Origin of the sequence: Xanthomonas sp. WHRI 6106, from assembly GCF_040202405.1 — a bacterium.
Lineage (GTDB): Bacteria > Pseudomonadota > Gammaproteobacteria > Xanthomonadales > Xanthomonadaceae > Xanthomonas > Xanthomonas cannabis.
Genome location: NZ_JBEGFC010000001.1, coordinates 567,391 through 593,502 on the forward strand (window position 1 = coordinate 567,391; position 26,112 = coordinate 593,502).

Consider the following 26,112-nt stretch of genomic DNA (forward strand, 5'->3'; position numbering starts at 1 on the left):
TTGAGTATGCGAACACCACCGCAATGGGTAGGAAAATGAAGCGTTGCACGGCAGGGCTTCGCACATTCTTGACGGCCTTGCCGCAACCGTATGGCCTTTGTCGTTGGAGTCCGCCATGCCTAGCCGCGAAGATCTCGATACCCGCCTGGATGCACTGCAGGACGAACTGCCACACCTGGCTGCCGACGACGACGCGGACTTCGACTACCTGGATTTTCAGGCGCGCGCTGAAGCGTTGCTGCGCAGTGCCGAGCCCGAGGACGCGGCGTATGTCCGCACCCGCGTCGACGGCATGCTGGCGGGCGCCGGGCTGATTCCCACCGATGAAGACGGGCACGCCTGTCGCTGAGGCTGCGCCGTCGCAGCGGGTGCGCTGTACCTGGCGTTGCTGCGGGGTGCGAGTGCCGTGTGCCGGATTGAGATGCAGCGGTTGCATCGCACGCCGTGTCGTATGCCACAGCCGCCCGACCATCAGCAGCCTGCCACCAGCTGGCGTGTCGCCAGCCGCTATAACTAATGACGAAGAATTCCAGAAGGTCGGCCATCCATCACCGCCTGGCAGCGCCGGGCTGATCGCCGCTGCCGAGCAGCGTATCGATCAGAGCAGCCGGGCCGGCTCTGCACGCGCCAGCACCGCGGCGCCCACCACCTGATTGCGTCCGGCCTGCTTGGCCCGATACAACGCCTCGTCTGCGCGCCGCAGCAGTTGCGCGGCATTGCCTGCATGCTCGGGAAAGCTCGCCACACCGAACGATGCGGTGATCTTCGGCAGCGACACGCCATCGGCCATCACCTGCAGGGCCTCGATGCCGGCACGCAGCTTCTCGGCCATCATGCACGCCACCGGCAGGTCCGCCTCGGGGAGGATGATCGTCAATTCCTCGCCGCCGTAACGGCAGCAGATGTCTTCGCCGCGCGTCTGCGCCAGCAGCAGCTCGCCGATCGCCGCCAGCACCCGATCGCCGCCGCTGTGGCCGTGCAGGTCGTTGAACCGCTTGAAATGGTCCACATCCAGCATCAGCACCGAGAGCGGTTGCACCCGGCGTGTGCAGCGCGCCAGTTCGTGGTTGAGCGCTTCTTCCAGATAGCGTCGGTTGTACAGGCCGGTGAGCGGGTCGCGGATCGACTGCTGGCGCAGCGTCTCGCGCAGACGCAGGCTGTGCAGCACCAGCGAGAGCTGTTCGGCCGCCGCTTCGGCCACCGTCAACGTGGCCAGGCCGCCGGGGTCGTCGCTGCGCAGTGCCAGCATGCCCAACTGTGTGCCCTGGGCCGACAACGGAATGCACACCGTACTGGCATGCGCCGGAAGATTGGCGTCGGCGTGGCGGCACAGCATGCCGGCGCTGGCGTCGTCCACCACATGGGTACGGTCGCGACGCAGCGCCCAGCAGCTCTCCGGCGCAATGCTCGGGCTGTCGCCGTCGGCCATTGCGCCCCAGGCCACCACCTGCTCGGCGCGATCGCGCGATGCGCGCAGCAGGTAGACCGCCCCTGCGGCGCCGGGAATCAGGGGCGCAATCGTGCGTGCGGTGATTTCCAGCGCTTCCTCGGCGTCACGGCAGTTCTGCAGCAGGCCCGAATACCGCGCCAGCGCTTCCAGGCCGGCAGACGTGCGCTCCAGGGCCGCGAACGATTCGACCAGGCGCTCGCTGGTATGGCTGGCAGCGTCTTCGGCATGCACCCGCCGCTGTAGCTCGCGCGCCAGCAGGCGGTAGGCCAGCAGCATCACCAGTAGCCCGCTGACGATGCCGATCACGGTCATGCGCAGCACCCACTGCGCGCTGCTGGTGTTGGCCTCGGTGCGTTTGACCAGCTCATGGCGTTCCAGCTCGGTCATGGTCTGCACCTGCCGCCGCAGGGCCGCGGAGGTCTGGAACACGCCCCGCGCGATCGACCCGCGCGCCCCATCCAGTCCATGCGCACGATAGCTGTGCAGCAGGTCGTTGATCTGCACCAGTCGCTTGTCCACCAGTTGCCCCAGCGCACGCGCGTTGCGCCTCTGCACCGGGTTGTCCTGGACCAGGGCATCCAGCCGCACGATGCGCTCGGGCAGGCGCCCGATCGCATCGGCGTACACCCCCAGAAATGCCTCGTTGTCGGTGAGCACGTAGCCGCGTACCGACGACTCTGCCGACAGCAGGCCCGCCTGGATCTCGTCGATGCCGGCCAATACCTCCTGCGTATGCGTCACCCAGCCGGCATCGGACAGCGAACGCTGGGTGGTGAAGTAACCGCCCAGGCCGATCAGGACGAAGATGGCCCCGCCGAGCAGCAAGGCTCCGGCGGCACGGCGTTTTGCTTTTCTGGTCAACACCGTGTTCCCCAACACCGATAGTCTGGTTGAGTCCGATGCAAGCCGCGTGCCCAGGTGGGGCAGTCAGCTGGCAGACGGGGCAGCACTCGTCGTCGCCACACCGTGCCGGTATGCTCGTGACGAACCGTCGAGCCGAGCACACATTGGTCATTTTTCTTGGACGCTACCAGTTGACCTGCCACGCATCGCGCAGTGGCGATGCCGCCGAGTCCTGGAGCGCGGATTGGAACATCGAGCAGATCGGCACCGGCAAGGCGAGCGGCGAGCTTGCAGGCGCCAGGCTGTCGCCGACATTCCCGGACCACCGCAGCGCCATGTCGGCCGCCCGCGTCGCCGGCATGGTGACGCTGGAAGCCATGCACGCCGAAGCACAGCGGCAGCTCGAATACACCTGAGCGGCTATCGTTTCGCTCCTGACCCACGGCTGCTCCGCTGCCGCAGGTTGAGGGTGCCGCTGTCTTCCTGCTGCTGATCGGGGGGCTTCTTCCGCAAGTGTCATTGCGCGAGGTGGACCAACGACTGAGCCCACGCGTCGCCCCTGCCGGCATTGCCACGCTGGCACGCAGTTTGCGTCGGTTGCCGCAGGGCGCTGGGGAGCGTCGTCGGAGCGATGCAGTGGAAGAGCCCAACAAGAGCGCCCTGGTCCTGCTGCAGCAGGAAGCCACCGAACTGCTCGCGCTGTTCGATCAACTCCGCGGTGAGGCGGCTCTCAATACGGACGCCGATCCCTGCCTGCAGCCGCGCGGCACGGGCGCCGAACCGACGGTGCGCGTCACTAACTGACACGCCTGGTGGCGCACTGTCCACCGCTGCGTCCCGCCTGCAGCGCAAACGCATCGACCGCCCATGAAAAAGGCCGGGAGCCCTTCATGGAAGGATTCCCGGCCTTGGTCGGTCGTCTTAGGACCGTGGTGTGGTGGAGGTGGGCGGAGCCTGTAAACGCCCTCAAACAACCCATTGATCCTAAAGAAATTGGAACTCAATGGATGGGTTTGCTTTGATACCTCGAATGATACCTCGATCCCTGAGATTTGGGTCGGGCATAGGTCAATGTATGAGAATTACCATCCCAATGAACGCTTTGTTCAGGTAGCATCTGGCTTGGGCGAAAAGCACTGCCAAGCTTCATAGGGGGAACGATGCACCGTGGTTTTCAAATCGAAGGTCTCTCGCAAAACTTCGGGTATTCCTTTGCCTCTCTTGGGAGGTTACTCCAAGAAGAGCATGCATCGGCAATGAAAAGCTCGCTCGAAGGATATCTTAACGAAGATGGCAAGCTAGATGCGCAGGCTTTAAGCAAAGCTTGGTTTCCGGCTATTAACGCAGATGTATTTATTTCTCACTCCCACAACGACGAAGCCAAGGCACTACGCCTAGCCGGTTGGCTAAAAGAGTGCTTTGATTTGACAGCATTCATTGACTCTACTGTTTGGAATAGCGCAGACGCGCTGATCAGAATGATAGATAATCGATATTGTCTTCACGATAACGGTGTGAATTATAATTACGATAAGCGAAATCTCTCAACCAGTCACGTCCATGTAATGCTAATGATGGCGATTACAGAGATGATTGATCGTTGTGAGTGTCTTTTTTTTCTGAACACGCCTGAATCAATATGGCCCGGTAAAACAATAAAGGATGGGAGCACATCTTCTCCTTGGATATACGCCGAAATTGCCATTGCCAAGACCATTCGAAAGAAAACTCTGCCCACTGCACGTCAAAACAGGCGTGCTGTCGCATACGACTCTGCATTCATGGAATCTGATGGTTCCATCCCTCTTATCCATAAATTAGATGTATCCCATCTTTCCAAGATAGATGAAGTGCGATTGTTGGCTTGGAAAATTCGTTACGATTCTGGCGTTGCCACAAGTCCGTTGGACGAGTTGTATGATTTGCTTCCGGAGCGGCACCATCTTTAATAAATGGAGCTTGAAATGAGCTATCGAAATAAAACTTATATCGCGTTTGCGAGCGAAGATATTAGATCCTATCGTTTGATGGAAGCTTGGAGAGACAACGATAAGATCGATTTCAACTTCTACGACGCTCACGATCTGTTTGAGGCCAGAGACACAAGTAAGCCGGAGACTATCAAGCGAAACCTTAGGGAACGCCTCAAAAATGCCAAGCAGGTTGTGCTGCTTGGAAGCTCACACGCGAAAAGGAAGGGCGGCGATGGAGCCTCCTTCTTGGCACATGAAGTTGAAGTGATCAAAGAGTTCGATCTGCCGGTTGTTGTTGCCAACTTGGACGGTGACCGTCAAATTGACGAGGGCTTCATACCTAAGCCATTCCTGGAAGCCAACTACTACACAATGTCGGTGTCATTTCAGATGAAAATCATAAGGTTTGCTTTGGATAATTACGTTGGCTTTTACCCATCTAAAAAAGGACAGGGGCCACACTATTATAAATCAAGCGCCTATGAAGGCCTAGGTCTTTGATTAACCGGAACCTCAATGCACGAGTTATTACAGGACATTAGAACTTGGCGCTTCTGGCGCCACTATTTTACCAAATCCTTTGCGGTGCTGGGAACCATTGTAGCAATTATTAGGATCTGGCTTCTTTTCTATCCAGGGCAATTAAATGTTCTTGGGGAAAAGGGGTTTGTTGCAGTTATTATAATATCCGCAGGATCTGGCTTATTTCTAACATGGCCTAGGCCTATTGAATGCGAGTATTCGTCGCCTGAAACTAAGATTAGAATCAAGAAGGGTGACATATTTGACCAGCGTGATCACTTGGTCATTGGTATCTGTAACACCTTTGACACGAAAATCCCAGACATAATCGATAAGAATAGCTTGCTTGGTCAAACAATTGAAAAGCTTTACGGATCCAACTACGAGAGGCTTGATTTAGAGTTGGAAAAGGCTCTTGCCAATAAAGTAGTAGTGGGTAAGTTGTATAAGCCTGGAAAGCAAGATGTTTATGAAATTGGAACAGTCGCAGTCGTGAATGATCAGGCGCGAAAAATATTCTTCTCCGCATATGCGGAGATGGATAAGGATAACTCCGCAAGCTCCGAGATCGATACATTGACCAAAAGCTTGTTTGATCTCTGGGTTGAAGTTGTCGCAAGAGGAAACTGCCAACATATCTCAATTACGCCCTGGGGTGGCGGTCCGTCAAGAATTTCAAGCATTCTTCCTGCGCAGGATTCAATTAGACTTATCGTTCTATCTTTCATGTTTGCCTCGCGAAAGAAAAAGGTCTCCGACCAACTCACAGTGGTCATTCCTCCAAAAATTTTCAAAAAGCTAGATCGCCTGGAATTGCAGGCATTTCTCTCTTCTTTGAGGAGTTCGTAATGGCTCAAAATAGTATTGAGCTTCCTGACGATGGCGCATGTGCTTTTTGTGCATATTTAAGAGGGGACAGGCCTTACACAATCTTGCGGCGCGATGCACTTACAGCAACGCTTGTAACTCGTGAACAAAGGGGTATCCCGCACTTGTTGGTCATCCCCATTGCCCATCGACCAACACTGCTGGAATTAGACGATAGTGAGGCCCTTGCATTAATGACAGCTGTTCGTGATGCAGCGCGTCTCATTGATCAAGCGTATGAGAGGCCGGGCATCGCGGTGTGGCAAAATAACGGTAAGGATGCGAATCAGGCCATAAGCCACCTTCATTTTCACGTTGCAGGAACGCTTGATGAGGGGGGCACAGAGTGGGGGAAGGTGGCAGAGATCTCGGTGGCTGAGACGGATAAAATCGCTCACAGGCTCACAGAGCATCAGTAGAAGCGAAGCTACGACGCTCCTTTAGTTTGTTATAATGAATTCCCTTTCAATTAGACCACTGGCCAGATGAGTAAATCGACCCTTGATTCAATCGCAGCAGCCAAAGCGAAACTCGCTGAAGAAATAAAGAAGTTGGAAGAACAAGAAGCCAGCTTGTTGGAAGAAGAAGCATCGAATGCTTTCCAGCAAGTGTCAGATCTGCTGAGCCGCTTCGTCCAGCACTTTACCGCCAAGCAGAAAGCAGATCTCGCAGCTCAGCTTGGAGCTTCTGCTGGCGGACCTGGTCGTCTGAAGAAAGCAGCTGGCACTCGTAAGGAAGTGGCTCCCAAGTATTGGCTTCCCCACACGCAAGAAACTTGGTCTGGTCGTGGTAGGACGCCACGTGCTTTTGCAGCTTACGAAGGATCGGCGGCTTACAAAGAGTGGAAGGCCAAGCATCCGAATGAGAAGTTTCCGAAATATCCAGGTTGAAAAGGAGCCCCACATGTTGGGGCTCTTTTATTTATTAAACTTGTCTTTTTTCGAGAAGGCTTTTGCAAATTGTCCAGGCGTGTAAGCAGGTAACTCAACGCCCGGATTAAACTGAGAAATGGTTGCGTAGATTGCTCGAAGCTCAGGAGGGCACTCATTCCGATCAATATAGGTTTGCAAGCCGGGCACATGCACACTATCCGGCTTTGCACCTAGGATAGTGTGCCCAGTGATTAGAGCAACATCGGCAACGCCAATCCCATGTTTGGTCAGATTGGTGGAGAAGGTATGACGGAAAGCATGAGATCCGACGCCCTTCTCAAATCCCATTTCTTTTAGCCGTTTGCAAAAATCGTGAATGATCTTCTCCCCGTAGCCTCGATAGTAAGCGTCACCCTGATAGAGGGTGTGGCCGGCTGCCAAGTGAGGAAAAAGACGTTGGTGTCCCGTAGCCGTGACTTCTTCCACATAGGTCAAAAATCCTGCATCGATGAGGGGCTTCGCCAAGGGGATGACGCGTGTCGCAGATTTATTTTTGACCTTCTGTCCCTTTTGGGTCACCCGGATGGTGATGCAACTTATCCCATCGATAGTTGCGATATCCGACAATTTTAGCTGAGCAATTTCATTGGCTCGCGCGCCTGTGTATAGGCAAAGCTGCGGAACCCACCAACGCTCAGGTCGCTGTTTGACCCACTTTTTAAATTCCTCTGGATTAAAAATGGCAGCAAGTTCAGCAGCCCGTAGCGGCCTGCGATTGGATTGCGTTGTGGAGGTGTTGATCCGCGTGCTAACGCCCTTGCAGGGTGAGCTTTCAATGATGTCCATGTCGTCAAGACGGCTAAAGAATGCGCAGATACGGGCCAGATGGTTGTTGTAGGTGCTTGCTGCGATCTCGACCGGAGGGCGTGTCCTGCCGATGTTCAAGATTTCAGTGACGGTCAAGCCCCGGAACTCTTTCGTTGCTTTGGCATTGCTTGGCCACCATCGAAAGCTATCGAGAGTGGCGCGGATATGGTCTTGGTTGATCTGGGTGACCGGTATGTTGCCAACTACGCTTGCTAAGATCGAAAGGGTGCGTGTCACAGCAATAATGCCGCGCAGATCTTGGCGCTCCCTCTTGATGTCTTCCCGGTATTTTTCAATCGCGTCCTCTAGGAGGAGAGGGGCGTGACCAGGGTTATCGAAGGAAGACGCTGAGCTTGATAGATTTTGTTTTCTAGAAAGTTGTCTAAGGATTTTCAGGAAATGCTTTTCCGCATTAGGTCCTTCGACAGTCAGGCCTTCAAGCACAACATTGCCGGCGATGATGCGTTTAACGGAATATTGGAGCTTAGGGTTGTCGTCGTTGTTGATTACTTTCATGCACCACCTTTGCTACCCAACCTAATAGCTCATCGAGGGGTGTCAATAGTGCGCGAACATTTTGATGAAACTAGGTAATTCAATTGTGTTTTATTTTATAACCATACTGGTCCCCTTATTAGGCTGAGTGAAGGTTCGAGGCATTTTGCATGATTAATCATCCTATTCTATGATTTTCTAATTTCAGTGGAAGGCGTCAACGGCAAGGAGTTCTTCGAGCTGCTCGCCGTTAATTTCTCCTGAGAGGAAGAGCTTGGTTAAATGGTCAATTCTAGGCGAGACCGTTCCTCCTTCTTCCCCAAACATCTCTTTCGCCTCTCGGATTAGCTCTTGGCGTCTAAATTTTTCTTCTAGACTCATTTCATGGTCTGCCATTTGGATTCCTCCTGCGAATCGCCTTGTTTCAATAGTTATAATGCGAAATTACGCTCGGTCAACTATAGCCTAGTGGTTGGTTTTTTGCGCTGTTCAATCACTTAGAAACGCGAGCGTTCAAGAGTGCGTTTAGCTCGTTATCGCTAATTAGGCCATCGACATAGAGTTGGGAGAGGTGCTTCACGCGCTTAGGCGGGCGGACCTTGTTGGCCTTGAGGACTTGATAAGTTGTTTCTACCATTTTAGTGCGGAATGCGCGCTCTTCTTCATCAAGAAGATGCTCGGCGAGGTGATAATCGGTGGATGTTGTTTTTTTGCCCATGCCACATTTATAATCGGGAATCAACTTCAGTCAAGGTGATTCCTGAGCCAGTATAAGAATCGCGGGTAAGCAGCACGCCCAACCTGATTCTTATGGATTAGGTATCATTTACGGCCCTCTACGGAGCTTTCAGATCTTGGATACCCCGCGCTCCCTTTATCAATTTCTTGAAGCTGCTTCCGATTGCGCAAAAGACGCAATTCAATCGAATGCAAGCGCCGTAAGGCGATGCGCTGAGCTGGACGCCTTCATTGAGAAGTCAGCAGTAGCTCGTTTGCAAGTGCCCATTGCGGCCCTTCTGCGGTTGAGTGCCAGAGGCATGTTCTGTGCATCGGTCAACACTGCTCTCATTGGATACCGTGCAGCGATCTTTCCGACTCTCAGAGCGTGTCTTGAAGCGGCCTGCTACGCACAACTTATCGAACAGAAGCCAGAGCTTGGCGACGTATGGGTTAAACGGCATCGAGACCAGGATGCTCGAAAAAGGTGCCGAGTTGAGTTTAACGATGCAGTCAAGAAAACATGCAAGCGTTTCAGTAAGTTGATGCCAGAAAATGCGGGTCTCATCACTGTCATGTATGACTCAATGATCGATGACGGTGCTCATCCTAATGTCAGGTCGATCGTTCCGTCCATTAAAATGGAGGAAACAGACACACATTTTGAAGTAGGGCTTGGCTTAGTTTTGCCTAGTAGAGTTGAGACTTCTCTCTTCTGCTGCTTTGAGATTGGCCTGTTTACATCATGGCTTATGACCGATTTGGACGTGATAGACGAGGAATTTTGGATCGAAGCTGCAAATTTAAACGAAATGAAGAATGAGTGGGAGAGGGAGATTTCTGATTAGCCGTGCGGGTTGACGAACTTATTTAAATTAAAAGAAAGGCCCCGACTGGGGCCCATTTTTTATTGCGTCAATTTAAATTAAAGCTTCAAGCCTTCATTGACGGCTTGTCGAATAAGCTCATACCACTTGTCCATCTCGCGCTCATTTCCAAAACTGATCGTCCAATTCGGGTGGTCAATGTCTCGAACACTCACTCTGATCGTTCCCTCATGCTTCGATCGGTGCCAATGTTTATCCCAGGAACGAACATCTGAGAATTGGTAGGGCTTGGTGGCGCTGCCCATTTTTAATTTAATGGATGAGCGAGTTGTGGAGATGGCAATGGCAGTGCGCTTATTAAAATGGAACCGCTGATAATTTTCCTTAAAAGCTGCACGCTCACTGTGCAGCTTCAAGGTCACAAGAGATCCAACCACAATAAAAAGGGCACCACCAACCAACAGAAGAGTAAGGAAATTCCAGACCGTCATTGAAGCTCCAAAGCGGAGGAGGGGGATACCAATGAGAAGAGGATTACTGGATGCGGCCAGTGACCTTCCAAACTCCGCCAATTTCCGAAAAGGTATAGACGCCGTCCATCTCACGGCCGAATTTTCGTCCCATGGCTGTGACTTCTGCACTTACGTCACAGACATAGCTCGGAGCGCCTTCTGCCTTCGTGCATTTGCCACTCTTGAAGTCTTCAATCCGGGCGTCGTCACTGCCGTTGTCTTTCACATATTGCAGGAACGCATGCTCTCTCTCCGTCTGAGCCGGGCCGTCTGCTGAGCAAGCTGCCAGCCCGGCGATGAGCAGGATGATGAGTGCGACACGACGCTTCGACATGGTTGGGTCCTTAGCCTTGGGTGGGTGCAACCACCAGGGTTGCAATGAGCAAAAAGATACGCTAAACGTAAGATACGGGCAACGTAATTTACGAACAACGTAGCTTACGTTCATCCTTGGGGCATGACTTCTCCCAACGCCCGCAGTGTTCGTGTCGTCTTCGCCGCCCGCATGAAGAAGCGGAGGAAGACGCTTCGGCTCAGTCAGAAGGCCTTAGGAGTGCTCATGGGACTACCAGAAGATGTCGCAGGCGTTCGAATCAATCGATACGAGCGGGCAGTGCACGAATGCGACAGTGAGACCGCCCAGAAGATGGCTGACGCTCTTGGGGTCTCGCTTGCCTACCTTTATGCAGAGACAGACGAACTGGCAGAACTCATCCAGGAGTTCACGCAGCTTCCTGCCAAAGAACAGCACGCGCTCTTGGCTGACATCAAGTCACGCTCTAAGACCAAGCGAGTGCGTTAACTGGCACAAAGTTTGTCGGTGAAAGACGTGATCGATGTAAGGGTTTTCTGATAATTATCAGATTTGCGCCATTTATGTGACGTGCATCACTTCATCTTCGATTTTTGCCTTGATTTGACATAGTTGTCAGGGCATGTTGCTTGGGCTCCGTCAGTGCGTCGAAATTTTATGGATGGAAATTTTGAGTTAGCGCCCCTTGATTTGGCTTTTGCGCCACTTCCAGGACGACGCGATGCGCCTAATGCTTCTGTTTGGCTCGATGCATCGTTTTCGGTCTATACGCCAGCGTTGTTAGAGCCGCCACTTCGAACCTATGAAAAAATAGGGGATTACCAACGGTTTGAGTCAGATGCTCAATGCGTTGGCTACCTTTCAGCTCTGTCTTCTCGGTTAGTGCATGTATGCAGAGGAACCTGGAAGTTCTCTGGCATCCCTGATTTGAGGGCAAATCGCTATGCGACATCAGCCATCAATGCATCCCTTAAAGCAGGGCTTCCAGATGCGCATGGCGTTTTAAATTGGTCCTTGAATTTAGCAAAAAATTTGGGCAATAGCCAAGTTAAGAGCCGCACGGATAATGCATGGGTCGGTGGAAAAAAACCGTCAGAAGCCTGGCTTGTTTTACCGCAGGCAGATCAACTGCCTTATCTTCTGAGAAACCTCGAAGATTTGCTACAAGGAAAGATCGCCCAGCCGATCAACTGTGCTTTTTTCGAAGCCATTGCGTATCAGATGATCTGCATCCATCCACTTAGTGATACTAATGGACGGGTAACCCGCACTCTCCTGATAAATTTGGCGGGACGCTATCGAAATCTTTATCCGCTCTATATTGCGCATTGCCTAAGCTTTGCTAAACAGCGAACAGGTCAAAGCTGGATGCAGGCATCTTCGACTGCCACAAGCCCAGATCTCAGCAATTCAGAGGTGTGGTTAGATCACATCAAGTTGATTTTGCAAAAAATATCTGATCTCGCCACGGCTGGCTTAGATCCAAGAGTGTTGTGGTCACTTCTTTCAAACGGATATGTGTCCGAACACACGCTTCGTGCTGGAAAAAATGCATGCAGTCCAGCGCTTGCTGCAAAAATTATGGGGCGTCTGCCGACGCTATTGGAACAGGAACAGGGGATGTTTTACTCAGCCGAGCTTGAAATCCTGATCATCGGAATTGATCGCTCTATTAATAAGGATAGTTATGAAATTGAATGAGTCGCAAGACGGCAAGCCCAAGCAGCTCAAAGCTGCGATCAGGCGAACCATTTATCTGACCTTGGTGCTAGCAGGGGTTGCCAGCGTCTTATCGCCATTGGCAACAGCCTCCGATACCGAGGGGACCACGACAATGCCGCCTGTCGAAGTGCCGCCTCCCTATATCCCGCCGCCGATTGAAAATCCGCCACCGCCTTACTACCCAGATCCGGGCGACGGCGGCGGTGACAATGGTGGGGGCGGGGGTGGTCCGGACGAACGCGAGATTGTTTGCGAAAACCTTAGGGCAACCAAACCTGCAATGTGTCCTAATCCAATACCCCTCCCGGAAGGCGGGACATATGCCCAAGACAAACTACCTGGGGCGAGCATCCATGGAAAGTCAACGGTGTTAATGGCGATTGGCTACTCGCAAGGTAGAACATTCGGGCCCAACGGAACCACAGCTCCACCAGACGGAGCCACTGCGTGGTGGATGGATTTTATTTTAAATAAGCAAACGGCAAATTATGCCAACCCTGGCATGTCGTTTAAGGACGCAACCAAGATTTTTCGTGACGACTTGGCATGGGTGTGCGAGGAGCAGACAAAAGAGTCAAATAAATATCGCATCCCAGGTCAGTTGACGGTTCCGGAGTATTACTGCTTCGAAATCATGAAGGCGCTCGACATCGAAGCTGATGATCAGATGAACTTTGTCCAATTTTTTATCGATTGGTCTAAGCGTTATGCGGTTAATCTCGAAAGCTATGTGCCGGGAGAGGTTCTCAGTTCTGGAAGTCTGGATAACTCAATTGGCGTTAAATGGAAAGTCACATCAGCAGATGCGTCTTGTTCGAGATGGTGGACCAACTTCCAGCAGAATCAGTGCAGTCTATAATGGATAGAACTATGAAAGCCAAAATAATCTTGTCCATGGCGCTGCTTTCCGGTGCGCTTGCTGCGTGCGGAAAAGCCGACAAGCCAGCGGAAGACACCAATACGGCGTCTTCCCAGGCTGAAACTTCTGCGACGGCAAGCCCTGAGCACAGCGCAGCTGCGAATGGAGCGGAGCAAAAGGCAAAGTTAGCAACGCCTAGCGGCGTGCAAGATGCTAAGCAGTATTTGTGTCAAGGTGGCGGGAGCGCCTGCAAGGCAAGTGGCCCGCTGGTGGCTAACTCGGATGCCGAGGCAAAGTGGCTTTTGTCTAACGGCTATCCGACTGAGGCCGAACTTGCACGACTGGACAAACTGTCTTTGGATCAGCTGAAAGCAGAGTCGCAGGCAGGCAACAAGGCCGCAACTGTCATCTATGGAAAGAAGACGGCAACGAGTGGCCACTTCCAGGAGGGGCTTGGCATTTTGAGGAATGCAGCATCCTCTGGAAACTTGTATTCGTATTATGGACTGTCGGATATCTATGCCAGCGAGACAAAAGATAAAAATCTGATCGATAGTGCCGCATATCTACGATTGGCATATCTGTTGGGAGACGGGAAAGCATCTGCCGACATTGCATTGAGGGGGCTGAGTAGTGTTGAAAGTGTTGCTGCTGATGAGCGTGCAGCTTCGCTTTATAAAACATTCTCCAAATATCAACGTCCGTCCCCGAGGCCTGTTGAGTAAAATAATTTAGCGAATAAGCAAAAATGAGGAGGCGAAACCTCCTCATTTTTGTGTGAATTTAAGTTGTGATGCTACGCATTTGCGCTTATCTGGCGTTCGTCAAGGATGGCTTTGAGCATGTTCGCCGAGAGCAGCTCTCTGAATACTGTGTAGAACTGCCAGGCGCACCACAATGCGAAAAGAAAACCTGCCAGTGATGCAGCTCTCTGCTTAGGCACCTCTTTTGCCAAATGCGATTTTAGAGCGGGATCCTGCCAAACTTGGCAGAGAATTTTAAGGTCTCGTGGGTCGAATGTAGATGGGATAACTTGTTTGTTGGCGGTGTTGCACTGTTCAACTGTCAAAGTGTCGCTTCTAACGGAGAAAAGCGTTTGGGTTCTCGCCTCAGTTTCCGAGACAAAGATACTGGTGTGTGTTTCTTTCAAAGTCACTAACAAACTGTCGTTAGCGGCGATTGCACCAAGTATTGCGGCGAGAACAATAAGCACTGCAACAGCGATGAAGGGTAAAATCAGCCACCACTTAGAATGAACCCGCTTCGGGTGGATAACATGATTTTTGAGGTCAAAGGCCCAGCCTGCATGTCCAATGAGTTTGAGTGGGATATTGTGTAAGTCCGAAAATCCGATGAGGGCTTTCGCATCTTTTAGCGTTTGGACGCGGATCTGGTGTGCCATTCGAAACGCAGCCAAAGCAGAATGATCTGCCAAGTTCTTGCGAATGACCGTGTCTTCAATATCGTCTTTGCTGATAAATAATCGCAAGACACGCGTGTTGATGGGATGTAGAGAACCCGTGCGCCAACACGTGAGTGCGGCAGCCAAGAGAAACACAATGAGCGAGCCAGCAGCGATCTCGCCTGTTAGAAATTTAAGCCATTCCATTTTTTTGTAGCTGCCTTCTGGTTGCGATTGGCGGTCTTTGTTTGCCGTTTGATTGCGGCATCTGGGATCGCATTATACCCAGTTCGTACAGGTTTTGTTCATGTTCATTCGACCGTGGGCACTGGCCATCTGCACCCTGCAAAATATGTTTTAAATTCACACCTAATATTCCCTAGGGAAAATACCTAAAAAAGAGAAGGTCAAGGGCCCACATATGGTTGTTTGCTCCGCAAAAACCGTGGGCATCGCTTTCGCAATGAAAAGCCGCTGCTTGCGCATCGGGTAGGGCTAGAAGCTCTGCCTGGAAATGACACAAACCCCGTGATTTATCTCTCAAAAATGGGTCAAGTGGTTTGATCTGGACAAAAGAAAGTTTAGCCATTTTGTTATTCCCACTATCAACCAATCTCAACCGGGAAAAATTAATGGCAATTTATCATGTCAGCATCAAATCGTTTAGTCGTGGAAAAGGTCAATCATCAGTCGCAGCGGCTGCTTATCGTGCAGGGATCAATCTGCGGGATACAACTCACAAGACGACGCACAAATATGGGAAAAGATCGGGCGTTGTCTCACAGCAAATGCTTGCGCCCAATGGGGCGCCCAGATGGTGTTTCGATGTTCGAAGCTTCTGGGATATTAATGAGCAGCAAGAAACGAGAGCAAATGCTCGCGTTGCGAGGGAAGTCGAAGTTTCCTTACCCAACAGTCTAGATGCCCTGCAACGCAATGCGCTTGCCCTCGATCTTGGTCAGCTTCTTGTCGACCGTTATCAAGCGGCTGTGCTGGTGGCTGTTCACTCACCTGGTCGAAGAGGGGACCAGCGCAATCATCATGTGCATCTACTCATCTCTGCCAGGAAGGTCGATGCCTCAGGGCTAGGGGAGCGAGCTTGTGCTGAGTTCGATGCAAGGCAGGGAGCAGGGGCAACGGAGATGAAAGTCCTGCGTGGGAAGATCGCATCAGTGATCAATGCGCATCTCATCATGGCCGGCGTTGACGCACGAGTGGACCACAGAACATTGAGGGCCCAAGCGCAAGATGCGTTCAAGCAAGGAGATTTTGAAAAGGCCGGGGCGCTCACCAGAGCACCCAAGAAGCGCATTTCGCGGGGTGAATTCTTCCAAGCCAAGCGCCATCCTAAAGCCGTGCCTTTGGGTGAAGTCACATCAGCGGATCGACATTTTGCTCAAATTTTAAAGGAGCGTCGAGAAGCTCAGCAGGGGAGGGATATTCATGGGGTCCCAGCAAGCCACAGTCATGAAGCAGCGCTTCGGGATCGAGCCAGGGAGAAAGGGCGGGGGAGCTTTGCCCCTCAGGAGAGTCGTCGTTTTGATGATCAATTGTGTCCTCATGGACAGAGACCAAGTCAGCAGACTTTAAATCGCATCCATACTCAATACAGCCCATTGACCAGACAAGCCAGCAAGGTCACACGCTTGGCGAGAGCGACCGGAAAAGATGCAGAGGTTTTAAATCAAGAAGCAGAACTGATTGAGCAATGGTTGGAAGCGCAGCATGAAACCGCTCGGCAAGCTTTGGATATCCTCAACAGCATTCCAGGGATTCAAATTGAAGAGTGCTTTAACCAAGCGTATGACGCCTTGATGTGCCGGAGAGTGGATCATTATGCGACCAAGCCGTTTCTGTTCGAAGACACTGAGCAGCTGGGCTGATGCATGGTGCGATACGCACGCATGCTGGTGAGTCCCTACCGTGCGCAGTGTGATCACCTCGCTACAAAGGCAAAGCTTTCCGAGTTTGAAGGAGCGACGCCAACGGCTGTGTCAGCCTTGGCTGCACGTCAAGCTCAGAAAGCAAAACACATGGTCTCAAAGCGAGTGATGAAGTTGAGGCAATGGCGGATTGATCAAGCTCGAAATGCCATGGATGAAGCGAGAGGCACTTTTGAGAAGAATTTTAAGCTGGATGTGCCAACAGCGCCGAGCCCACAACATGATTATTCGAATGAAGAGTCGAATTCTAACGACTCGGGTCGGTGGCAACTTAAATTTAAGTCGCCGAGCTTGTGAGCAAAAGTGAAAGCTGAGGTCCGCAAATTATTTCCATCAAAATAATTCAGGATTCACCGATAGCTTTTGGCTGATTGCAAGCACCATCTAGTCGGTAAAGCCACTTCAACTGCAAGTGAAGCCTTGTTTGACATATTTAAATATTTGTCTAGATTGGTATTCTCAAGTGCGAGGTGGGATTATGAAAAGAAAGAAGGCGCTGAGAACGATATGGTTTGCTTGCTACGCTAATGCAATAAAGACGCAATCTCCCGAGGATTCATCCTCGATTGCCGATCGTGCTGTGTCAACTTATTTAGAAAGAGAGAAAGAAGGATTTCGTGCTGCATTAGAGCCCTCTTTGAAGAGAGGGCATGAGCCTAGCCGCAAGCCTTGGGAACCAGCTGATTACGATAAAATTCGTCACCTTGTTCCAGACGGCGTCGATCCTGATGAATATAATAAATTTATCGACGCTTGTATTGCATCAAGAATGCGCGCACGCGCCTCACAATTGCGTTTTTATTAGGATAGGCCAGAGCTTTTTTGCTTTGGTTTGCCATTGAGCGAAGGGTCCGGTTTCGGTTTATCTGCCTGCGGGCGCCGTGTAGCGCGATGAATATGCTTTTTCGCGCCGCTAGGAGATGAGTTGGGGTCAGGAGCGTCTGGTAGCATGCGGGGTCGGATGGCTTTTATAAGAGTGAGCAGGTCGATAGTATCGACGATATGCGCGAAAATTTTGCCGCTGCTGGATAATAATACGCAATTCGTTTTGTAAGATGTGCCGCCGCAAAGTTGTTGCACATAGCTATCAAATTCTTCAAATGGTAAACCGAGAAACTGCCACAAGGGGTTTTTACTATTAGCCTCGGTAATTAAGCGTGCTGAGCGATCGTTTAGCATTTCAGGCTGAATGAATCGTATGCTAGTGTAATAAATTGGGAGTGAGTCATCTTGCGAGGGTGGTGATAAACTTGCTCCTAATTCATTGGTGTCAAGCTCATTTAACGCAAAGGATAATTTATTGATGGCTATCTGGCATTTTTTAAGCTGCGCAGTTGATAGTCCATTTTTTCTCTCGCAGCCAAAATAATATGGTTCAATCTGAAAGTGGCTGGTGACTTCATTCCAGTAAAGGAAATGATGGCATGCAATCGAAAAATTGATGAAATTAAGCGCCTCTTCTAATGTGGCTGCGTTTTTAACGGTTCCATTTGCGCTGTATGATTTTCCAAGGTCATCCAGAATTTGGCAATGCTTGGTAAAAAGCACCTTTGGTTTTGGTATTTGTTTTTTATAATCCCATTTGTTCCATTCCTCACATATCGTATCTTCAGTGGATTTAACTTCAAAAAGAAAGAATCGCTCTCCCGCAGATATCTGTAAGTCACCCAGCATTGATTCTGGATTTCCCTCCATGACGATCATGAGCGGTGGGACTGTTGCGTCAGCAGTCCGGTTTAGCCACTGCCAGTCCCGAAATGCTATAACAACTGAACTTTCAGCTAAACGTGCCATTAGTTCCTCTCATCATTTGAGTGGGTTTTATTCGCCAGGTTGCTTTTGAGTGGGCGCTGCTAATGATTCTGAGAATGTAATTAATCGATGGCGATAGGGCCACATGATCAACCGCAGCAATGTCCACCAAAGCACGATGGTTGCCGTTGAAGAAAGGTGCTCGTCTTTAATTAGCCCATGGCCAAAGAGGTTTCTGAGGTTATGGCCCGATCGGTGCGTGAGAATAGCTTTTAGCTCGATTACAATGTCTTCGTGAAACACCTGATTGATGTCTTCATGGCCTAATAACTCACTCAGAGATTTCTCTTCCTCTATCCCATCCTTGACGGCCAGTGTGTTGATGTTTCTGCGTTTAAAGGCTGCACGCACGAATGGCTCAGCTTGTGGGATAAGAAAGATGGCTGCTTCTTCCCAATCGTGTTCCAGTCCTGCGAGCAGGCCCCTTGCCATGGACCACTCATGCCCCTCTGGAACCACCGGAGAAGCATGAGTGAGTGCCAAGAGATCATTGAGTGTGGGCTCACACCGATCGCGAACCAAGCTGGTGGCATACATGACAGCAACATTGGCTAGCAATGGATGATGAAAACGACAAATGTTTTCGATCATATGCTGTTCTAAATTGCTTGGATCGTTGGCATCGAATGCATCCCCTCGTTCGACTGGCACACCTTCATCGTTATAGACGACCCTCGCAAAAAGATGCTGGAAAACATATTTCTTGGACGTCTCGATGACTTCTGCTCTGATTTGCTCGACCGAGGTAAATGTCGAGAATGCAAAAGCGAGTTGGAAAAGTGCCGTAGGCAGTTCTGTGCTTGTGACTTTTTGCTCGATGAAGGCAATCAGATCTCTGGTGTCGATCTCGTGGCTGACTGAGTGCATCTCGTCCGAAATGGTCCTTCGGATTTCAGCTAACTCTGATTGCAGCTCTTTAATTTTGGTTCGATCACCTCTGTGCTGGCGAAGCAAAGCGATGCCTTTTGCCATCCAATCCGCTCGCACCATGGCCTGTCGGTCGCCACGAGCTTTTTTTATCAGGGCATCGGCTGCTTTGTGATAGCACGCCTCAGATCGAGCAGCGTCCTTGGCTGCATGCCACAGTCTTGCAGCTTTTTTATAGAAGCTTGGAATGTTATCGACAACTTCCTCTTGGTCATCACCAGACCATGAGTCGGCAGCTTTTTCCAATTTTTCAGCGGTCGTTCCCGCTAATGAATGTTGTCTTTGGATAATCTCTTCTGCGAGTATGGAAATTATACCAAATCTTTTTTTATCAATTGCATGATCGATTGCATTGGTTGCCGTCATCCACACCTCTTCTCGGAACGCGTCATCCTTTCGACGGTATTTCCAACCCAAATGCATCGCTCGTTGCAAGCACTCCACAGAGTCCATCGCTCTGAGAGGTTCATCCCCTGTGAGAAATTTCTTGGCATGATCGAGGTAAGCTCGGGCTGCTAATGCTCCCATTTTTCCCATTCCCCGGCCCTTTAAGCCAACCGATGGCCCTGCTACGCAGGCCACATCCGCCAAGCGGGCTTTAAGCCAAGCATTTCTCGCGGAATTGGCCATGGCTTGAAGAAACTGCACATCCAGTTGTCCAAGGTGCTGCGGAGCGGGTGTGCATCGATTACCATCCTGCCACATCGGTCCAAATGGCTCTGGCAAGTTTCCACGGAAGTGCATTGATATGACCGCACTAAGCAACTTCAAAACCAATGCTTCTTGTTCGTGGCCTTCCTCGGCCAAATTTTTAGATCTTTGATCCGTCAGTTGGGATGCACCCCAGCGGTGATTTGTCCAATCGTGATCGGCGAGATGGGCCTCCCAATCCAGATCATCCAAGATTGTCAGCGGAACAGGCTTGTCGATGATTGATGGCAGTGTCTCGGATGCGCTTGCAGCTTCCTCTTTTGCCGCCTGATCTTGACCTTCCATGCGCAAATCCTCGTGTCTAATTTTTCCAGCCAGTTTTATTTTTCACCGCAACTGCCTCTTGCTTTGCAGTCTTCCGTCGCCGTTCCATGTGGCGAACCTGTTTAAGCGAAAGAGTAAATTGCCTGGGCTGATAAGCTGGCAAATCGACAGGCGGGCCAAACTTCTCCAAGGCTTGCAACCTGGCTGGAACCGTGGGCGGATCAACATAATGTTTCAGCCCAGGTGGGAGTGTCAGATCATGCCCTGTAATTTGCTGAGCAGTCATCACCGAAACACCATGCTCATTGATCAACGCATTGGACAAGGTGTGGCGGAAGCAATGGAAGCTTTTGAGTCGTTGCGTCAATCCGCATTTCTTGGCATAAGTCCGGAATTGGTCTCCCAACGCATCCCCGTAGCCATGTTCACTGTGATACGGCAGATGTGGAAACAGTCTGTCAAAGCCAGCTGCGTTGACCTCATTGCGATAGACCAAAATTCCTGCTTCAATCAATGCAGAGGGAAGGGGCACAAAGCGGGAAGAATGCGGATTTTTCAAGCGCTGATCGGCTCGTGTCGCACGAATGTGGATGCCCCAACATCCTCCCACTTGATCAATATCATCCACATAAAGTTGTGCAACTTCATTGATGCGGGCACCTGTGGTCAATCCCAACAAGGTGCCGAACCAACGATGGGGATACTTCGAAGCCCACATTTTAAATGTTGAAGGCTCAAACAAGGCATTGAGTTCATCTTTCGAAAATGGATTGCGACTTGGCTCATCGGTAGTTGCCTTCGACCGATTGATGATGGCCTTATGAGGAGCTTTGCTGATCAGATCTTCGCTGGCCAACGCATTAAAAAATGCTGCCAAACGATCTCGATGCTTTTCCTTCGTGCGCATTCCAAGCTTGGCGTAATTGCCTTTTTGGGCTTTCTTCAAAATGTCAGCAGGGGCCAGCCCCGCAAACTCTGCCTTTTTGCTCGCGTTGCTGGGGTAGTGCTCGATGGCTTCCAGGAAGCTCCGCACATCGTCCGCTTTGTAGTCTTCCACAGGCTTGTCACCGACCAATGCAACGAACAATCCGAGGCTGTATTCGGTGTCGAAGATGTTGGTGGCACTTCGACCGACGCGTTTCATCTCACGAACATGGATGGCTGCGCGTTCAGAAAACAACGGCCCGGCCTTCTTCCTCACTTCGGTGGAAGAGGGCAGCGGGAGATTTTTCAACGCTTCGAGCAGCCGAGCATGGTCTTCGGCTCCGTCAGCAGACAGTTCCATCCCACCCACCTTGATGGTGTAGGGCTGAGCTTCGTTGCCTTGCAATGCGGCCAAAGCCTGGCTCAGCAAATCGTTCTTCATGCTGCTTGCCCCCCGCCGCATCCGATCGAATGCTTCCGAGAGTGCCACAGCAGTTCGAGCTACGGCCAGTCGGGCAGCATCACCCAGGGACAAGCGAACGGGACGGACAAGGTAGCGCGAGCCAATGATGGCTTGCAGGTCGGTCGGGACGAAGAAGCGCACATAGAGCCCAGCAGGGCGGCGCAGAAAATAAGGCTTCGGCACGGGGTTTGATACCTCGTTTGATACCTAACGCAGGCTCAAACTGAACATCAAACCCCGGGCCTAACCTTCGCGAAATCAAGCACTTACTGCTATTTTTCGCGCTCATTGGTGGAGGTGGGCGGAATCGAACCGCCGTCCGGAAGCACTCCATCCCCGGCACTACATGCTTATCCCTCCGTTAGATCTCGTTCCCAGGCAGCACGGCGGGCAAAGCGCACCTGGAAACCAGCCTGCTTGATCTAGCCGGCAGCTGACAGGCAGCCACTACCGGCGGTTCCGTGATAATGACCCTACATCTACGAGCACGGGCACAAGTAGGTTCGGGGGTTCGCCTTAGGCGGCTGTAGAACTAACAACTAAAGCCAATTAAGCGGCGATAGCGTAGTCCGAACCGTAGTTGTCGTCGTTGGCAACTAAAAGTTTGCTGCTGGATTAACGAGGAAAGCTGCCCCCTCGGCATGCGCCAAGCGACTTCGCGACCCCCGTCGAAACCAGTGCACCCCCGGGGAAAGCATCAAACGCTGACCACATCAGTGTAGGGATCGGCGCTCCCTGTCACAAGTGTTGAGATGGGCTGCGCTTACAGTGGCTTCAGGCGGTACCGAACCGAACAGTCTGCAAGCGAAGGAGCGAAGCGATGGCGACAGGCAAGCCCCCACGTTCACGCACGCGGCGCGCCATGTCGCGCACGGCCGGCGACACCGAACCCGCACCGTCGCGCCAGCGAGCGCAACGCACCCGGCAGGCGAATGAGCCGGCTGTTGCCGCCACGCGCGTGCAGGGCAAGGCGCGCACCGTGATCTATATCCATGGCATCGGTAACAAGCCGCCGGCCGAGGTGTTGCGGTGCCAGTGGGACAAGGCGCTGTTCGGGCGGCCGATGGGGGAGCGCACCCGGCTCGCGTACTGGGTCAATCGCGAGCGCTATCCGGTTGCCGAGCCGGGCACTTGCGATGCGCGCGATGTGGGGCCGGCGCTCAATCAGGGCGTGCAGCGCGCATTGAGCACGCTGGGGGTGGTGCCGGGCGAGCAGGATCTGCATCTGCTTGCAGACGCCCTGGCGCAGGGCGAACAGGAGCGGTCTGATCTGCATCGCCTGCTCGACGAGCTGGATGGCAAAAGCGGCGCGGGCAGCGTGCAGGCCAAGGGGCCGGTCGATGTGGTCAACCGGGTCCTGCTGCGGCTGATCTCCGCTGCGCTGCTGCAGGACGTACATGAATTTTTTTTCGTACCGGAACGTGCCGCATTGATGCGCGACAGCCTGGTGCAGCGGTTGCGCTCGGGCGGCGGGCCGTTTGTGGTGGTCGCACACAGCCAGGGCTCGATGATTGCCTACGACGTGTTGCGGCAACTGCGCGCCGCCGACTGTGAGGTGACGCTATTTTTAACCCTGGGATCACCGCTGGGGTTGCCGCAGGTGCGCAGCATGTTCAAGCGCTGGACCGGCACCCGCAAGCTGCCGTTTCCCGACTGCGTCCGGCAGTGGATCAACGTGGCCGAAACGCGCGACCCGATCGCGCTGGACCCGGATCTCACCGATGACATCGCCAATGCCAAGGGACGTTTTGACAACCTGGCCGGCGCGCGGCTGAATCCGGACTGGCAGCACAACGCCCACTCGGGCTCGGGCTATCTGTCGATCCCGCAGGTGCGCGCCGCCGTGCGTCAGGCGGTTGGCGTCGGCTTCGATCAACCGGTGTCCAACGCGGTGTTGATCAAGGATCTCAGTGAGCAGCTCGAAGCGCATGGCCCCGACCATCGGCACGAGGTACTGATCGAGCTGGATCGGCGGCTGTCGGGGCACGACCCGGGCAGCGTGCGTGCGCTGCTGCTGCACCAGCTGCGTGAGACCGCCGCACGCAGCACCGGCCTGACAGGCGATGCCCTGGATGAAGCGATCGAACTGGAAGATGGCCTGCAGCGGTTCGTCTCGGCCCGGCTGACCCGTTTCGAAATCGAATCGCTGCAGGACCGCTATCGCGCATTGGGGTTTCGCCGGGTGTGGCGTGATGCCGGCAAGCGCGCGCTGATTCACGTCTCCGGCAACGTGCTGCACGCCGATGCCGCACGCACGGCGTATCGCGCGCGCGGGCAGGAGATCGGCTGGGCAGTCCTGGATACCGGCATCGCGGCCGGGCATCCGCATTTCTTCGCCAAGGGGCAGCGCGACAACGTGGTGGCGCAATGGGATTGCACGCGGCGCGGCGCGCCCCGGCAACTGACGCGCGCCGATGGCGAAGCGTTCACCCGGCTCGATCGGCATGGGCACGGCACGCACATTGCCGGCATCATCGCCGGCCAATGTCAGGCGGTGATTGCCGATGCGCACGGCACGCCCGGTCGCCCGCTCGAGTTTGCCGGCATGGCGCCGGACGCCCGGCTGTATGGTTTCAAGGTGCTCGACGATGCCGGCGACGGCCGCGACTCGTGGATGATCAAGGCGGTGCAGCAGGTGGCCGCGATCAACGAACGCGCTGGCGAACTGGTCATCCACGGCGTCAATCTGAGCCTGGGCGGCTACTTCGACCCGGAAAGCTATGGCTGCGGCTTTACCCCGCTGTGCAACGAATTGCGGCGGTTATGGCGACAAGGCGTGCTGGTGGTGGTGGCCGCCGGTAACGAAGGGCTGGCGTGGTTGATGGGCAAGGATGGCGATGCCTATCCGGCCAACATGGACCTGTCGATCAGCGATCCGGGCAATCTGGAAGAGGCCATCGTGGTGGGCTCGGTGCACAAGAGCAGCCCGCACAACTATGGCGTGTCGTATTTCTCTTCGCGCGGGCCCACCGCCGATGGCCGCGGCAAACCCGACGTGGTGGCGCCGGGCGAAAAGATCGTGTCGGCTTACTACGACTTCGACCCGAAAGACCCGGCCAGCCTGATGGTGGAAATGAGCGGCACCAGCATGGCTGCCCCGCATGTCTCGGGCGTTCTGGCCGGGTTTTTATCGGCGCGCCGCGAGTTCATCGGCTTCCCCGACCGGGTCAAGCAACTGCTGCTGGACACCAGCACCGACCTGCAGCGCGACCGCTACGTACAGGGCAGGGGAGTGCCGAATTTGATGCGCATGCTTGGAAAGACGTGATTCGGGAGTCGGGATTCGGGATTCGGGAATCGGGATTCGGGAATCGGGATTCGGGAATCGGGATTCGGGAATCGGGAATCGGGAATCGGGAATCGGGAATCGTAAAAGCGTGCCTGGTCGTGCGATGCGGCAGCTAGACTCGCGGCAAGTCAGTCGAAGCAGCCCCCGCTGTTGCGATTCCCGATTCCCGATTCCCGAATCCCGGCCCCTCAGGCATCACGATTATGCCGCCGCATCACGCGCTGCTTGTCGCGTTGCCAGTCGCGGTCCTTGGCGGCGTCGCGCTTGTCGTGATTCTGCTTGCCCTTGGCCAGGGCAATTTCCAGCTTGACCTTGTTGCTGCTCCAGTACAGCGCGGTGGGCACCAGGGTGTAGCCCTCGCGCTCGACGCGGGTGAGCACCTTGTCGATCTCGGCCCGGTGCAGCAGCAGTTTGCGGTCGCGTCGTTCCACCGGCACCGTGTGCGTGGAGGCCTGGATCAACGGGGTGATCTGGGCGCCGATCAGGTAGATCTCGCCGGAACGGACATATGCGTAACCGTCGACGATATTGGCGCGGCCGGCACGGATCGCCTTGATCTCCCAGCCCTGCAGCGCCAGGCCGGCTTCGTAGCGTTCTTCCAGGTGGTATTCGTGGCGCGCACGCTTGTTCAGCGCGATGGTTTTCGTGGCCTTCGCGCCGTTTGCTTTATCCTTGGATGGTTTCTTGCTCATGCCGCCATTGTCGCCGATTCGGTGTCGTCAAACGATCTTCCGTCTTTCACAAGTTAGCGAATGCCTATCATCCGTCGCAGCGCCCTGGTCGAACACAGCGCCTCCCGCATGTTCGACCTGGTCAATGATGTCGCCGCCTATCCGCGCCGCTTCGGCTGGTGCGACGCTGCCCACGTGCTCGAGCAGGACGATGCGCGCATCGTGGCGCGCCTGGATCTGGGCTTGGGCTCGTTCCGCACCTGGTTCACCACCGAGAACATCCTCGAACGCCCCGAGCGCATCGTGATGCATCTGCGCGACGGGCCGTTCAAGCGCCTGGAAGGCCTGTGGGAATTTCAGGCCCTGGGCGAGAACGCGTGCAAGGTCAGCCTGACCCTCGAAGTGGAGACCAGCTCGCGTCTGCTGGGCCCGGCGCTGGCGCTGGGCTTCCAGGGCCTGGCCGATCGCATGGTCAACGACTTCGTGCGCGTCGCCGACCGCGGCGACGTATGACGGTGCAGGTCGAGGTCGTCCTGGCCTGGCCTGACCGCTACAGCAGCGTGCAGCTGGAGGTGCCGCAGGGTACGACGGTTGCCGAGGCGGTGGCCTCCTCCGGGCTGACGCGGGACTGCACGCCCGCCGCGCTGGCGATTCACGGCGTGGTGGTGCGGCCGGAGCAGGCACTGCGCGCGGGCGACCGGATCGAACTGCTCAGGCCGCTGCTGCTGGACCCCAAGGAAGCGCGTCGTCGGCGGGCTGTGCCCGACCGGAAGAGCGGATCCGGCACGTAGTTGCACGGTTGTCCCTCGTCGTCAGGCGAAGTGTTGTTGAGCGAACTGTTCCGCACAGATGAAACAAAAAAACCGG

The 26,112-nt window shown here is 53.7% G+C and carries 30 protein-coding genes and 1 other RNA gene; 19 read left to right on the top strand and 12 right to left on the bottom strand.

The annotated features are described in order from the left end of the window. Positions 1 to 43 precede the first annotated feature (43 nt). Positions 44 to 349 carry a hypothetical protein gene (locus ABQZ09_RS02525; RefSeq protein WP_139051320.1) on the top strand — a complete coding sequence of 102 codons (306 nt, stop codon included), beginning with the start codon at positions 44 to 46 and terminating at the stop codon, positions 347 to 349. Between the two features lie 249 nt (positions 350 to 598). Here the strand turns inward: ABQZ09_RS02525 and ABQZ09_RS02530 are convergent, their stop codons facing one another. After that, on the bottom strand, positions 599 to 2,314 hold the full coding sequence (locus tag ABQZ09_RS02530) for a sensor domain-containing diguanylate cyclase (RefSeq protein ID WP_349776033.1): 1,716 nt from the start codon (positions 2,312 to 2,314) through the stop codon (positions 599 to 601). A 143-nt stretch (positions 2,315 to 2,457) separates the two neighbouring features. On the opposite strand from ABQZ09_RS02530, the gene ABQZ09_RS02535 reads away from it, so the two are divergent. From ABQZ09_RS02535 to ABQZ09_RS02565, 7 genes are all read left to right on the top strand, one after another. Beyond that, positions 2,458 to 2,709 (top strand): hypothetical protein, encoded by a 252-nt coding sequence (locus ABQZ09_RS02535; RefSeq protein WP_039403307.1) that lies wholly within the window; start codon positions 2,458 to 2,460, stop codon positions 2,707 to 2,709. Between the two features lie 220 nt (positions 2,710 to 2,929). Then, entirely contained in the window at positions 2,930 to 3,097 is a 168-nt protein-coding gene (locus tag ABQZ09_RS02540; protein ID WP_184552153.1) for a hypothetical protein, read from the top strand. Positions 3,098 to 3,549: 452 nt separating this feature from the next. Next, the gene (locus ABQZ09_RS02545; protein WP_349776034.1) at positions 3,550 to 4,242 is read left to right on the top strand and encodes a toll/interleukin-1 receptor domain-containing protein; all 693 of its coding nucleotides are present in this window, start codon (positions 3,550 to 3,552) and stop codon (positions 4,240 to 4,242) included. Between the two features lie 15 nt (positions 4,243 to 4,257). Beyond that, complete coding sequence (locus tag ABQZ09_RS02550; RefSeq protein WP_279584353.1) at positions 4,258 to 4,767, top strand: TIR domain-containing protein; 510 nt, start codon at positions 4,258 to 4,260, stop codon at positions 4,765 to 4,767. A 15-nt stretch (positions 4,768 to 4,782) separates the two neighbouring features. Beyond that, the gene (locus ABQZ09_RS02555) at positions 4,783 to 5,637 is read left to right on the top strand and encodes a macro domain-containing protein (protein ID WP_279584354.1); all 855 of its coding nucleotides are present in this window, start codon (positions 4,783 to 4,785) and stop codon (positions 5,635 to 5,637) included. Next, positions 5,637 to 6,074, top strand: coding sequence for an HIT family protein (locus ABQZ09_RS02560; RefSeq protein ID WP_349776035.1), 438 nt, complete (start codon positions 5,637 to 5,639; stop codon positions 6,072 to 6,074). Before ABQZ09_RS02555 ends, ABQZ09_RS02560 begins: the two co-directional genes overlap by 1 nt. Positions 6,075 to 6,140: 66 nt before the next feature. Then, a complete protein-coding gene (locus ABQZ09_RS02565) occupies positions 6,141 to 6,545 on the top strand; it encodes an H-NS histone family protein (RefSeq protein WP_279584356.1) in 405 nt (134 codons plus the stop codon). A 27-nt stretch (positions 6,546 to 6,572) separates the two neighbouring features. On the opposite strand, the gene ABQZ09_RS02570 is transcribed toward ABQZ09_RS02565, so the two are convergent. From ABQZ09_RS02570 to ABQZ09_RS02580, 3 genes are all read right to left on the bottom strand, one after another. Beyond that, positions 6,573 to 7,910 carry a site-specific integrase gene (locus ABQZ09_RS02570; RefSeq protein ID WP_349776036.1) on the bottom strand — a complete coding sequence of 446 codons (1,338 nt, stop codon included), beginning with the start codon at positions 7,908 to 7,910 and terminating at the stop codon, positions 6,573 to 6,575. Between the two features lie 183 nt (positions 7,911 to 8,093). Beyond that, positions 8,094 to 8,285: a hypothetical protein gene (locus ABQZ09_RS02575; protein WP_349776037.1), complete on the bottom strand. Its 192-nt coding sequence runs from the start codon at positions 8,283 to 8,285 to the stop codon at positions 8,094 to 8,096. Between the two features lie 97 nt (positions 8,286 to 8,382). Then, positions 8,383 to 8,607: a hypothetical protein gene (locus ABQZ09_RS02580; protein WP_210762126.1), complete on the bottom strand. Its 225-nt coding sequence runs from the start codon at positions 8,605 to 8,607 to the stop codon at positions 8,383 to 8,385. Positions 8,608 to 8,743: 136 nt separating this feature from the next. Between ABQZ09_RS02580 and ABQZ09_RS02585 the strand changes: the two genes are divergently transcribed. Then, positions 8,744 to 9,454 (top strand): hypothetical protein, encoded by a 711-nt coding sequence (locus tag ABQZ09_RS02585; protein ID WP_349776038.1) that lies wholly within the window; start codon positions 8,744 to 8,746, stop codon positions 9,452 to 9,454. Between the two features lie 77 nt (positions 9,455 to 9,531). On the opposite strand, the gene ABQZ09_RS02590 is transcribed toward ABQZ09_RS02585, so the two are convergent. Continuing rightward, on the bottom strand, positions 9,532 to 9,924 hold the full coding sequence (locus tag ABQZ09_RS02590; protein ID WP_349776039.1) for a hypothetical protein: 393 nt from the start codon (positions 9,922 to 9,924) through the stop codon (positions 9,532 to 9,534). 43 nt (positions 9,925 to 9,967) lie between these two features. Beyond that, positions 9,968 to 10,279, bottom strand: a complete 312-nt coding sequence (locus ABQZ09_RS02595) for a hypothetical protein (RefSeq protein ID WP_349776040.1) — start codon at positions 10,277 to 10,279, stop codon at positions 9,968 to 9,970. A 171-nt stretch (positions 10,280 to 10,450) separates the two neighbouring features. Between ABQZ09_RS02595 and ABQZ09_RS02600 the strand changes: the two genes are divergently transcribed. The 4 genes from ABQZ09_RS02600 to ABQZ09_RS02615 all read left to right on the top strand — a co-directional run bounded on the left by ABQZ09_RS02600 (position 10,451) and on the right by ABQZ09_RS02615 (position 13,564). Beyond that, positions 10,451 to 10,747 carry a helix-turn-helix domain-containing protein gene (locus ABQZ09_RS02600; protein ID WP_349776107.1) on the top strand — a complete coding sequence of 99 codons (297 nt, stop codon included), beginning with the start codon at positions 10,451 to 10,453 and terminating at the stop codon, positions 10,745 to 10,747. A 168-nt stretch (positions 10,748 to 10,915) separates the two neighbouring features. Continuing rightward, the gene (locus tag ABQZ09_RS02605) at positions 10,916 to 11,959 is read left to right on the top strand and encodes a Fic family protein (RefSeq protein ID WP_349776041.1); all 1,044 of its coding nucleotides are present in this window, start codon (positions 10,916 to 10,918) and stop codon (positions 11,957 to 11,959) included. Then, on the top strand, positions 11,946 to 12,839 hold the full coding sequence (locus ABQZ09_RS02610; protein ID WP_349776042.1) for a hypothetical protein: 894 nt from the start codon (positions 11,946 to 11,948) through the stop codon (positions 12,837 to 12,839). The genes ABQZ09_RS02605 and ABQZ09_RS02610 overlap by 14 nt, the downstream gene beginning before the upstream one ends. A gap of 11 nt (positions 12,840 to 12,850) precedes the next feature. Further along, entirely contained in the window at positions 12,851 to 13,564 is a 714-nt protein-coding gene (locus ABQZ09_RS02615; RefSeq protein WP_349776043.1) for a hypothetical protein, read from the top strand. A 71-nt stretch (positions 13,565 to 13,635) separates the two neighbouring features. On the opposite strand, the gene ABQZ09_RS02620 is transcribed toward ABQZ09_RS02615, so the two are convergent. After that, positions 13,636 to 14,448, bottom strand: a complete 813-nt coding sequence (locus tag ABQZ09_RS02620; RefSeq protein WP_349776044.1) for a DUF6216 family protein — start codon at positions 14,446 to 14,448, stop codon at positions 13,636 to 13,638. A gap of 353 nt (positions 14,449 to 14,801) precedes the next feature. Between ABQZ09_RS02620 and ABQZ09_RS02625 the strand changes: the two genes are divergently transcribed. From ABQZ09_RS02625 to ABQZ09_RS02635, 3 genes are all read left to right on the top strand, one after another. Next, positions 14,802 to 16,124, top strand: a complete 1,323-nt coding sequence (locus ABQZ09_RS02625) for a MobA/MobL family protein (protein WP_349776045.1) — start codon at positions 14,802 to 14,804, stop codon at positions 16,122 to 16,124. 21 nt (positions 16,125 to 16,145) lie between these two features. Continuing rightward, positions 16,146 to 16,481: a hypothetical protein gene (locus tag ABQZ09_RS02630; RefSeq protein WP_349776046.1), complete on the top strand. Its 336-nt coding sequence runs from the start codon at positions 16,146 to 16,148 to the stop codon at positions 16,479 to 16,481. Positions 16,482 to 16,662: 181 nt separating this feature from the next. Next, positions 16,663 to 16,989: a hypothetical protein gene (locus ABQZ09_RS02635; RefSeq protein ID WP_349776047.1), complete on the top strand. Its 327-nt coding sequence runs from the start codon at positions 16,663 to 16,665 to the stop codon at positions 16,987 to 16,989. On the opposite strand, the gene ABQZ09_RS02640 is transcribed toward ABQZ09_RS02635, so the two are convergent. The 4 genes from ABQZ09_RS02640 to ssrA form a co-directional block, all read right to left on the bottom strand. After that, complete coding sequence (locus ABQZ09_RS02640) at positions 16,986 to 17,978, bottom strand: hypothetical protein (protein WP_150117886.1); 993 nt, start codon at positions 17,976 to 17,978, stop codon at positions 16,986 to 16,988. The two genes, ABQZ09_RS02635 and ABQZ09_RS02640, sit on opposite strands and share 4 nt — an antisense overlap. A 27-nt stretch (positions 17,979 to 18,005) precedes the next feature. Continuing rightward, the gene (locus ABQZ09_RS02645; RefSeq protein ID WP_349776048.1) at positions 18,006 to 19,919 is read right to left on the bottom strand and encodes a DUF7380 domain-containing protein; all 1,914 of its coding nucleotides are present in this window, start codon (positions 19,917 to 19,919) and stop codon (positions 18,006 to 18,008) included. A gap of 16 nt (positions 19,920 to 19,935) precedes the next feature. After that, positions 19,936 to 21,468, bottom strand: a complete 1,533-nt coding sequence (locus ABQZ09_RS02650; protein WP_349776049.1) for a tyrosine-type recombinase/integrase — start codon at positions 21,466 to 21,468, stop codon at positions 19,936 to 19,938. A gap of 106 nt (positions 21,469 to 21,574) precedes the next feature. Continuing rightward, positions 21,575 to 21,972, bottom strand: a transfer-messenger RNA (tmRNA) gene (ssrA, locus tag ABQZ09_RS02655). A gap of 133 nt (positions 21,973 to 22,105) precedes the next feature. Here ssrA and ABQZ09_RS02660 point away from each other — a divergent pair. Next, on the top strand, positions 22,106 to 24,553 hold the full coding sequence (locus tag ABQZ09_RS02660; protein WP_349776050.1) for a S8 family peptidase: 2,448 nt from the start codon (positions 22,106 to 22,108) through the stop codon (positions 24,551 to 24,553). 209 nt (positions 24,554 to 24,762) lie between these two features. Here the strand turns inward: ABQZ09_RS02660 and smpB are convergent, their stop codons facing one another. After that, positions 24,763 to 25,266 carry an SsrA-binding protein SmpB gene (smpB, locus tag ABQZ09_RS02665; protein ID WP_005988385.1) on the bottom strand — a complete coding sequence of 168 codons (504 nt, stop codon included), beginning with the start codon at positions 25,264 to 25,266 and terminating at the stop codon, positions 24,763 to 24,765. 60 nt (positions 25,267 to 25,326) lie between these two features. Here smpB and ABQZ09_RS02670 point away from each other — a divergent pair, with 60 nt between their 5' ends. Next, complete coding sequence (locus tag ABQZ09_RS02670) at positions 25,327 to 25,758, top strand: type II toxin-antitoxin system RatA family toxin (RefSeq protein ID WP_184552149.1); 432 nt, start codon at positions 25,327 to 25,329, stop codon at positions 25,756 to 25,758. Further along, entirely contained in the window at positions 25,755 to 26,036 is a 282-nt protein-coding gene (locus ABQZ09_RS02675) for an RnfH family protein (RefSeq protein ID WP_039403296.1), read from the top strand. The genes ABQZ09_RS02670 and ABQZ09_RS02675 overlap by 4 nt, the downstream gene beginning before the upstream one ends. Positions 26,037 to 26,112 lie beyond the last annotated feature (76 nt).

Excerpts from the sequence above, each read along its gene's own strand:
- ABQZ09_RS02545 (WP_349776034.1), top strand. The coding sequence starts at position 3,550 with ATGAAAAGCTCGCTCGAAGGATATCTTAACGAAGATGGCAAGCTAGAT.
- ABQZ09_RS02550 (WP_279584353.1), top strand. The coding sequence starts at position 4,258 with ATGAGCTATCGAAATAAAACTTATATCGCGTTTGCGAGCGAAGATATT.
- ABQZ09_RS02555 (WP_279584354.1), top strand. The coding sequence starts at position 4,783 with ATGCACGAGTTATTACAGGACATTAGAACTTGGCGCTTCTGGCGCCAC.
- ABQZ09_RS02560 (WP_349776035.1), top strand. The coding sequence starts at position 5,637 with ATGGCTCAAAATAGTATTGAGCTTCCTGACGATGGCGCATGTGCTTTT.
- ABQZ09_RS02565 (WP_279584356.1), top strand. The coding sequence starts at position 6,141 with ATGAGTAAATCGACCCTTGATTCAATCGCAGCAGCCAAAGCGAAACTC.
- ABQZ09_RS02570 (WP_349776036.1), bottom strand. The coding sequence starts at position 7,910 with ATGAAAGTAATCAACAACGACGACAACCCTAAGCTCCAATATTCCGTT.
- ABQZ09_RS02575 (WP_349776037.1), bottom strand. The coding sequence starts at position 8,285 with ATGGCAGACCATGAAATGAGTCTAGAAGAAAAATTTAGACGCCAAGAG.
- ABQZ09_RS02580 (WP_210762126.1), bottom strand. The coding sequence starts at position 8,607 with ATGGGCAAAAAAACAACATCCACCGATTATCACCTCGCCGAGCATCTT.
- ABQZ09_RS02590 (WP_349776039.1), bottom strand. The coding sequence starts at position 9,924 with ATGACGGTCTGGAATTTCCTTACTCTTCTGTTGGTTGGTGGTGCCCTT.
- ABQZ09_RS02595 (WP_349776040.1), bottom strand. The coding sequence starts at position 10,279 with ATGTCGAAGCGTCGTGTCGCACTCATCATCCTGCTCATCGCCGGGCTG.
- ABQZ09_RS02600 (WP_349776107.1), top strand. The coding sequence starts at position 10,451 with ATGAAGAAGCGGAGGAAGACGCTTCGGCTCAGTCAGAAGGCCTTAGGA.
- ABQZ09_RS02605 (WP_349776041.1), top strand. The coding sequence starts at position 10,916 with ATGGATGGAAATTTTGAGTTAGCGCCCCTTGATTTGGCTTTTGCGCCA.
- ABQZ09_RS02610 (WP_349776042.1), top strand. The coding sequence starts at position 11,946 with ATGAAATTGAATGAGTCGCAAGACGGCAAGCCCAAGCAGCTCAAAGCT.
- ABQZ09_RS02615 (WP_349776043.1), top strand. The coding sequence starts at position 12,851 with ATGAAAGCCAAAATAATCTTGTCCATGGCGCTGCTTTCCGGTGCGCTT.
- ABQZ09_RS02620 (WP_349776044.1), bottom strand. The coding sequence starts at position 14,448 with ATGGAATGGCTTAAATTTCTAACAGGCGAGATCGCTGCTGGCTCGCTC.
- ABQZ09_RS02630 (WP_349776046.1), top strand. The coding sequence starts at position 16,146 with ATGCTGGTGAGTCCCTACCGTGCGCAGTGTGATCACCTCGCTACAAAG.
- ABQZ09_RS02635 (WP_349776047.1), top strand. The coding sequence starts at position 16,663 with ATGAAAAGAAAGAAGGCGCTGAGAACGATATGGTTTGCTTGCTACGCT.
- ABQZ09_RS02640 (WP_150117886.1), bottom strand. The coding sequence starts at position 17,978 with ATGGCACGTTTAGCTGAAAGTTCAGTTGTTATAGCATTTCGGGACTGG.
- ABQZ09_RS02645 (WP_349776048.1), bottom strand. The coding sequence starts at position 19,919 with ATGGAAGGTCAAGATCAGGCGGCAAAAGAGGAAGCTGCAAGCGCATCC.
- ABQZ09_RS02660 (WP_349776050.1), top strand. The coding sequence starts at position 22,106 with ATGGCGACAGGCAAGCCCCCACGTTCACGCACGCGGCGCGCCATGTCG.
- smpB (WP_005988385.1), bottom strand. The coding sequence starts at position 25,266 with ATGAGCAAGAAACCATCCAAGGATAAAGCAAACGGCGCGAAGGCCACG.
- ABQZ09_RS02670 (WP_184552149.1), top strand. The coding sequence starts at position 25,327 with ATGCCTATCATCCGTCGCAGCGCCCTGGTCGAACACAGCGCCTCCCGC.
- ABQZ09_RS02675 (WP_039403296.1), top strand. The coding sequence starts at position 25,755 with ATGACGGTGCAGGTCGAGGTCGTCCTGGCCTGGCCTGACCGCTACAGC.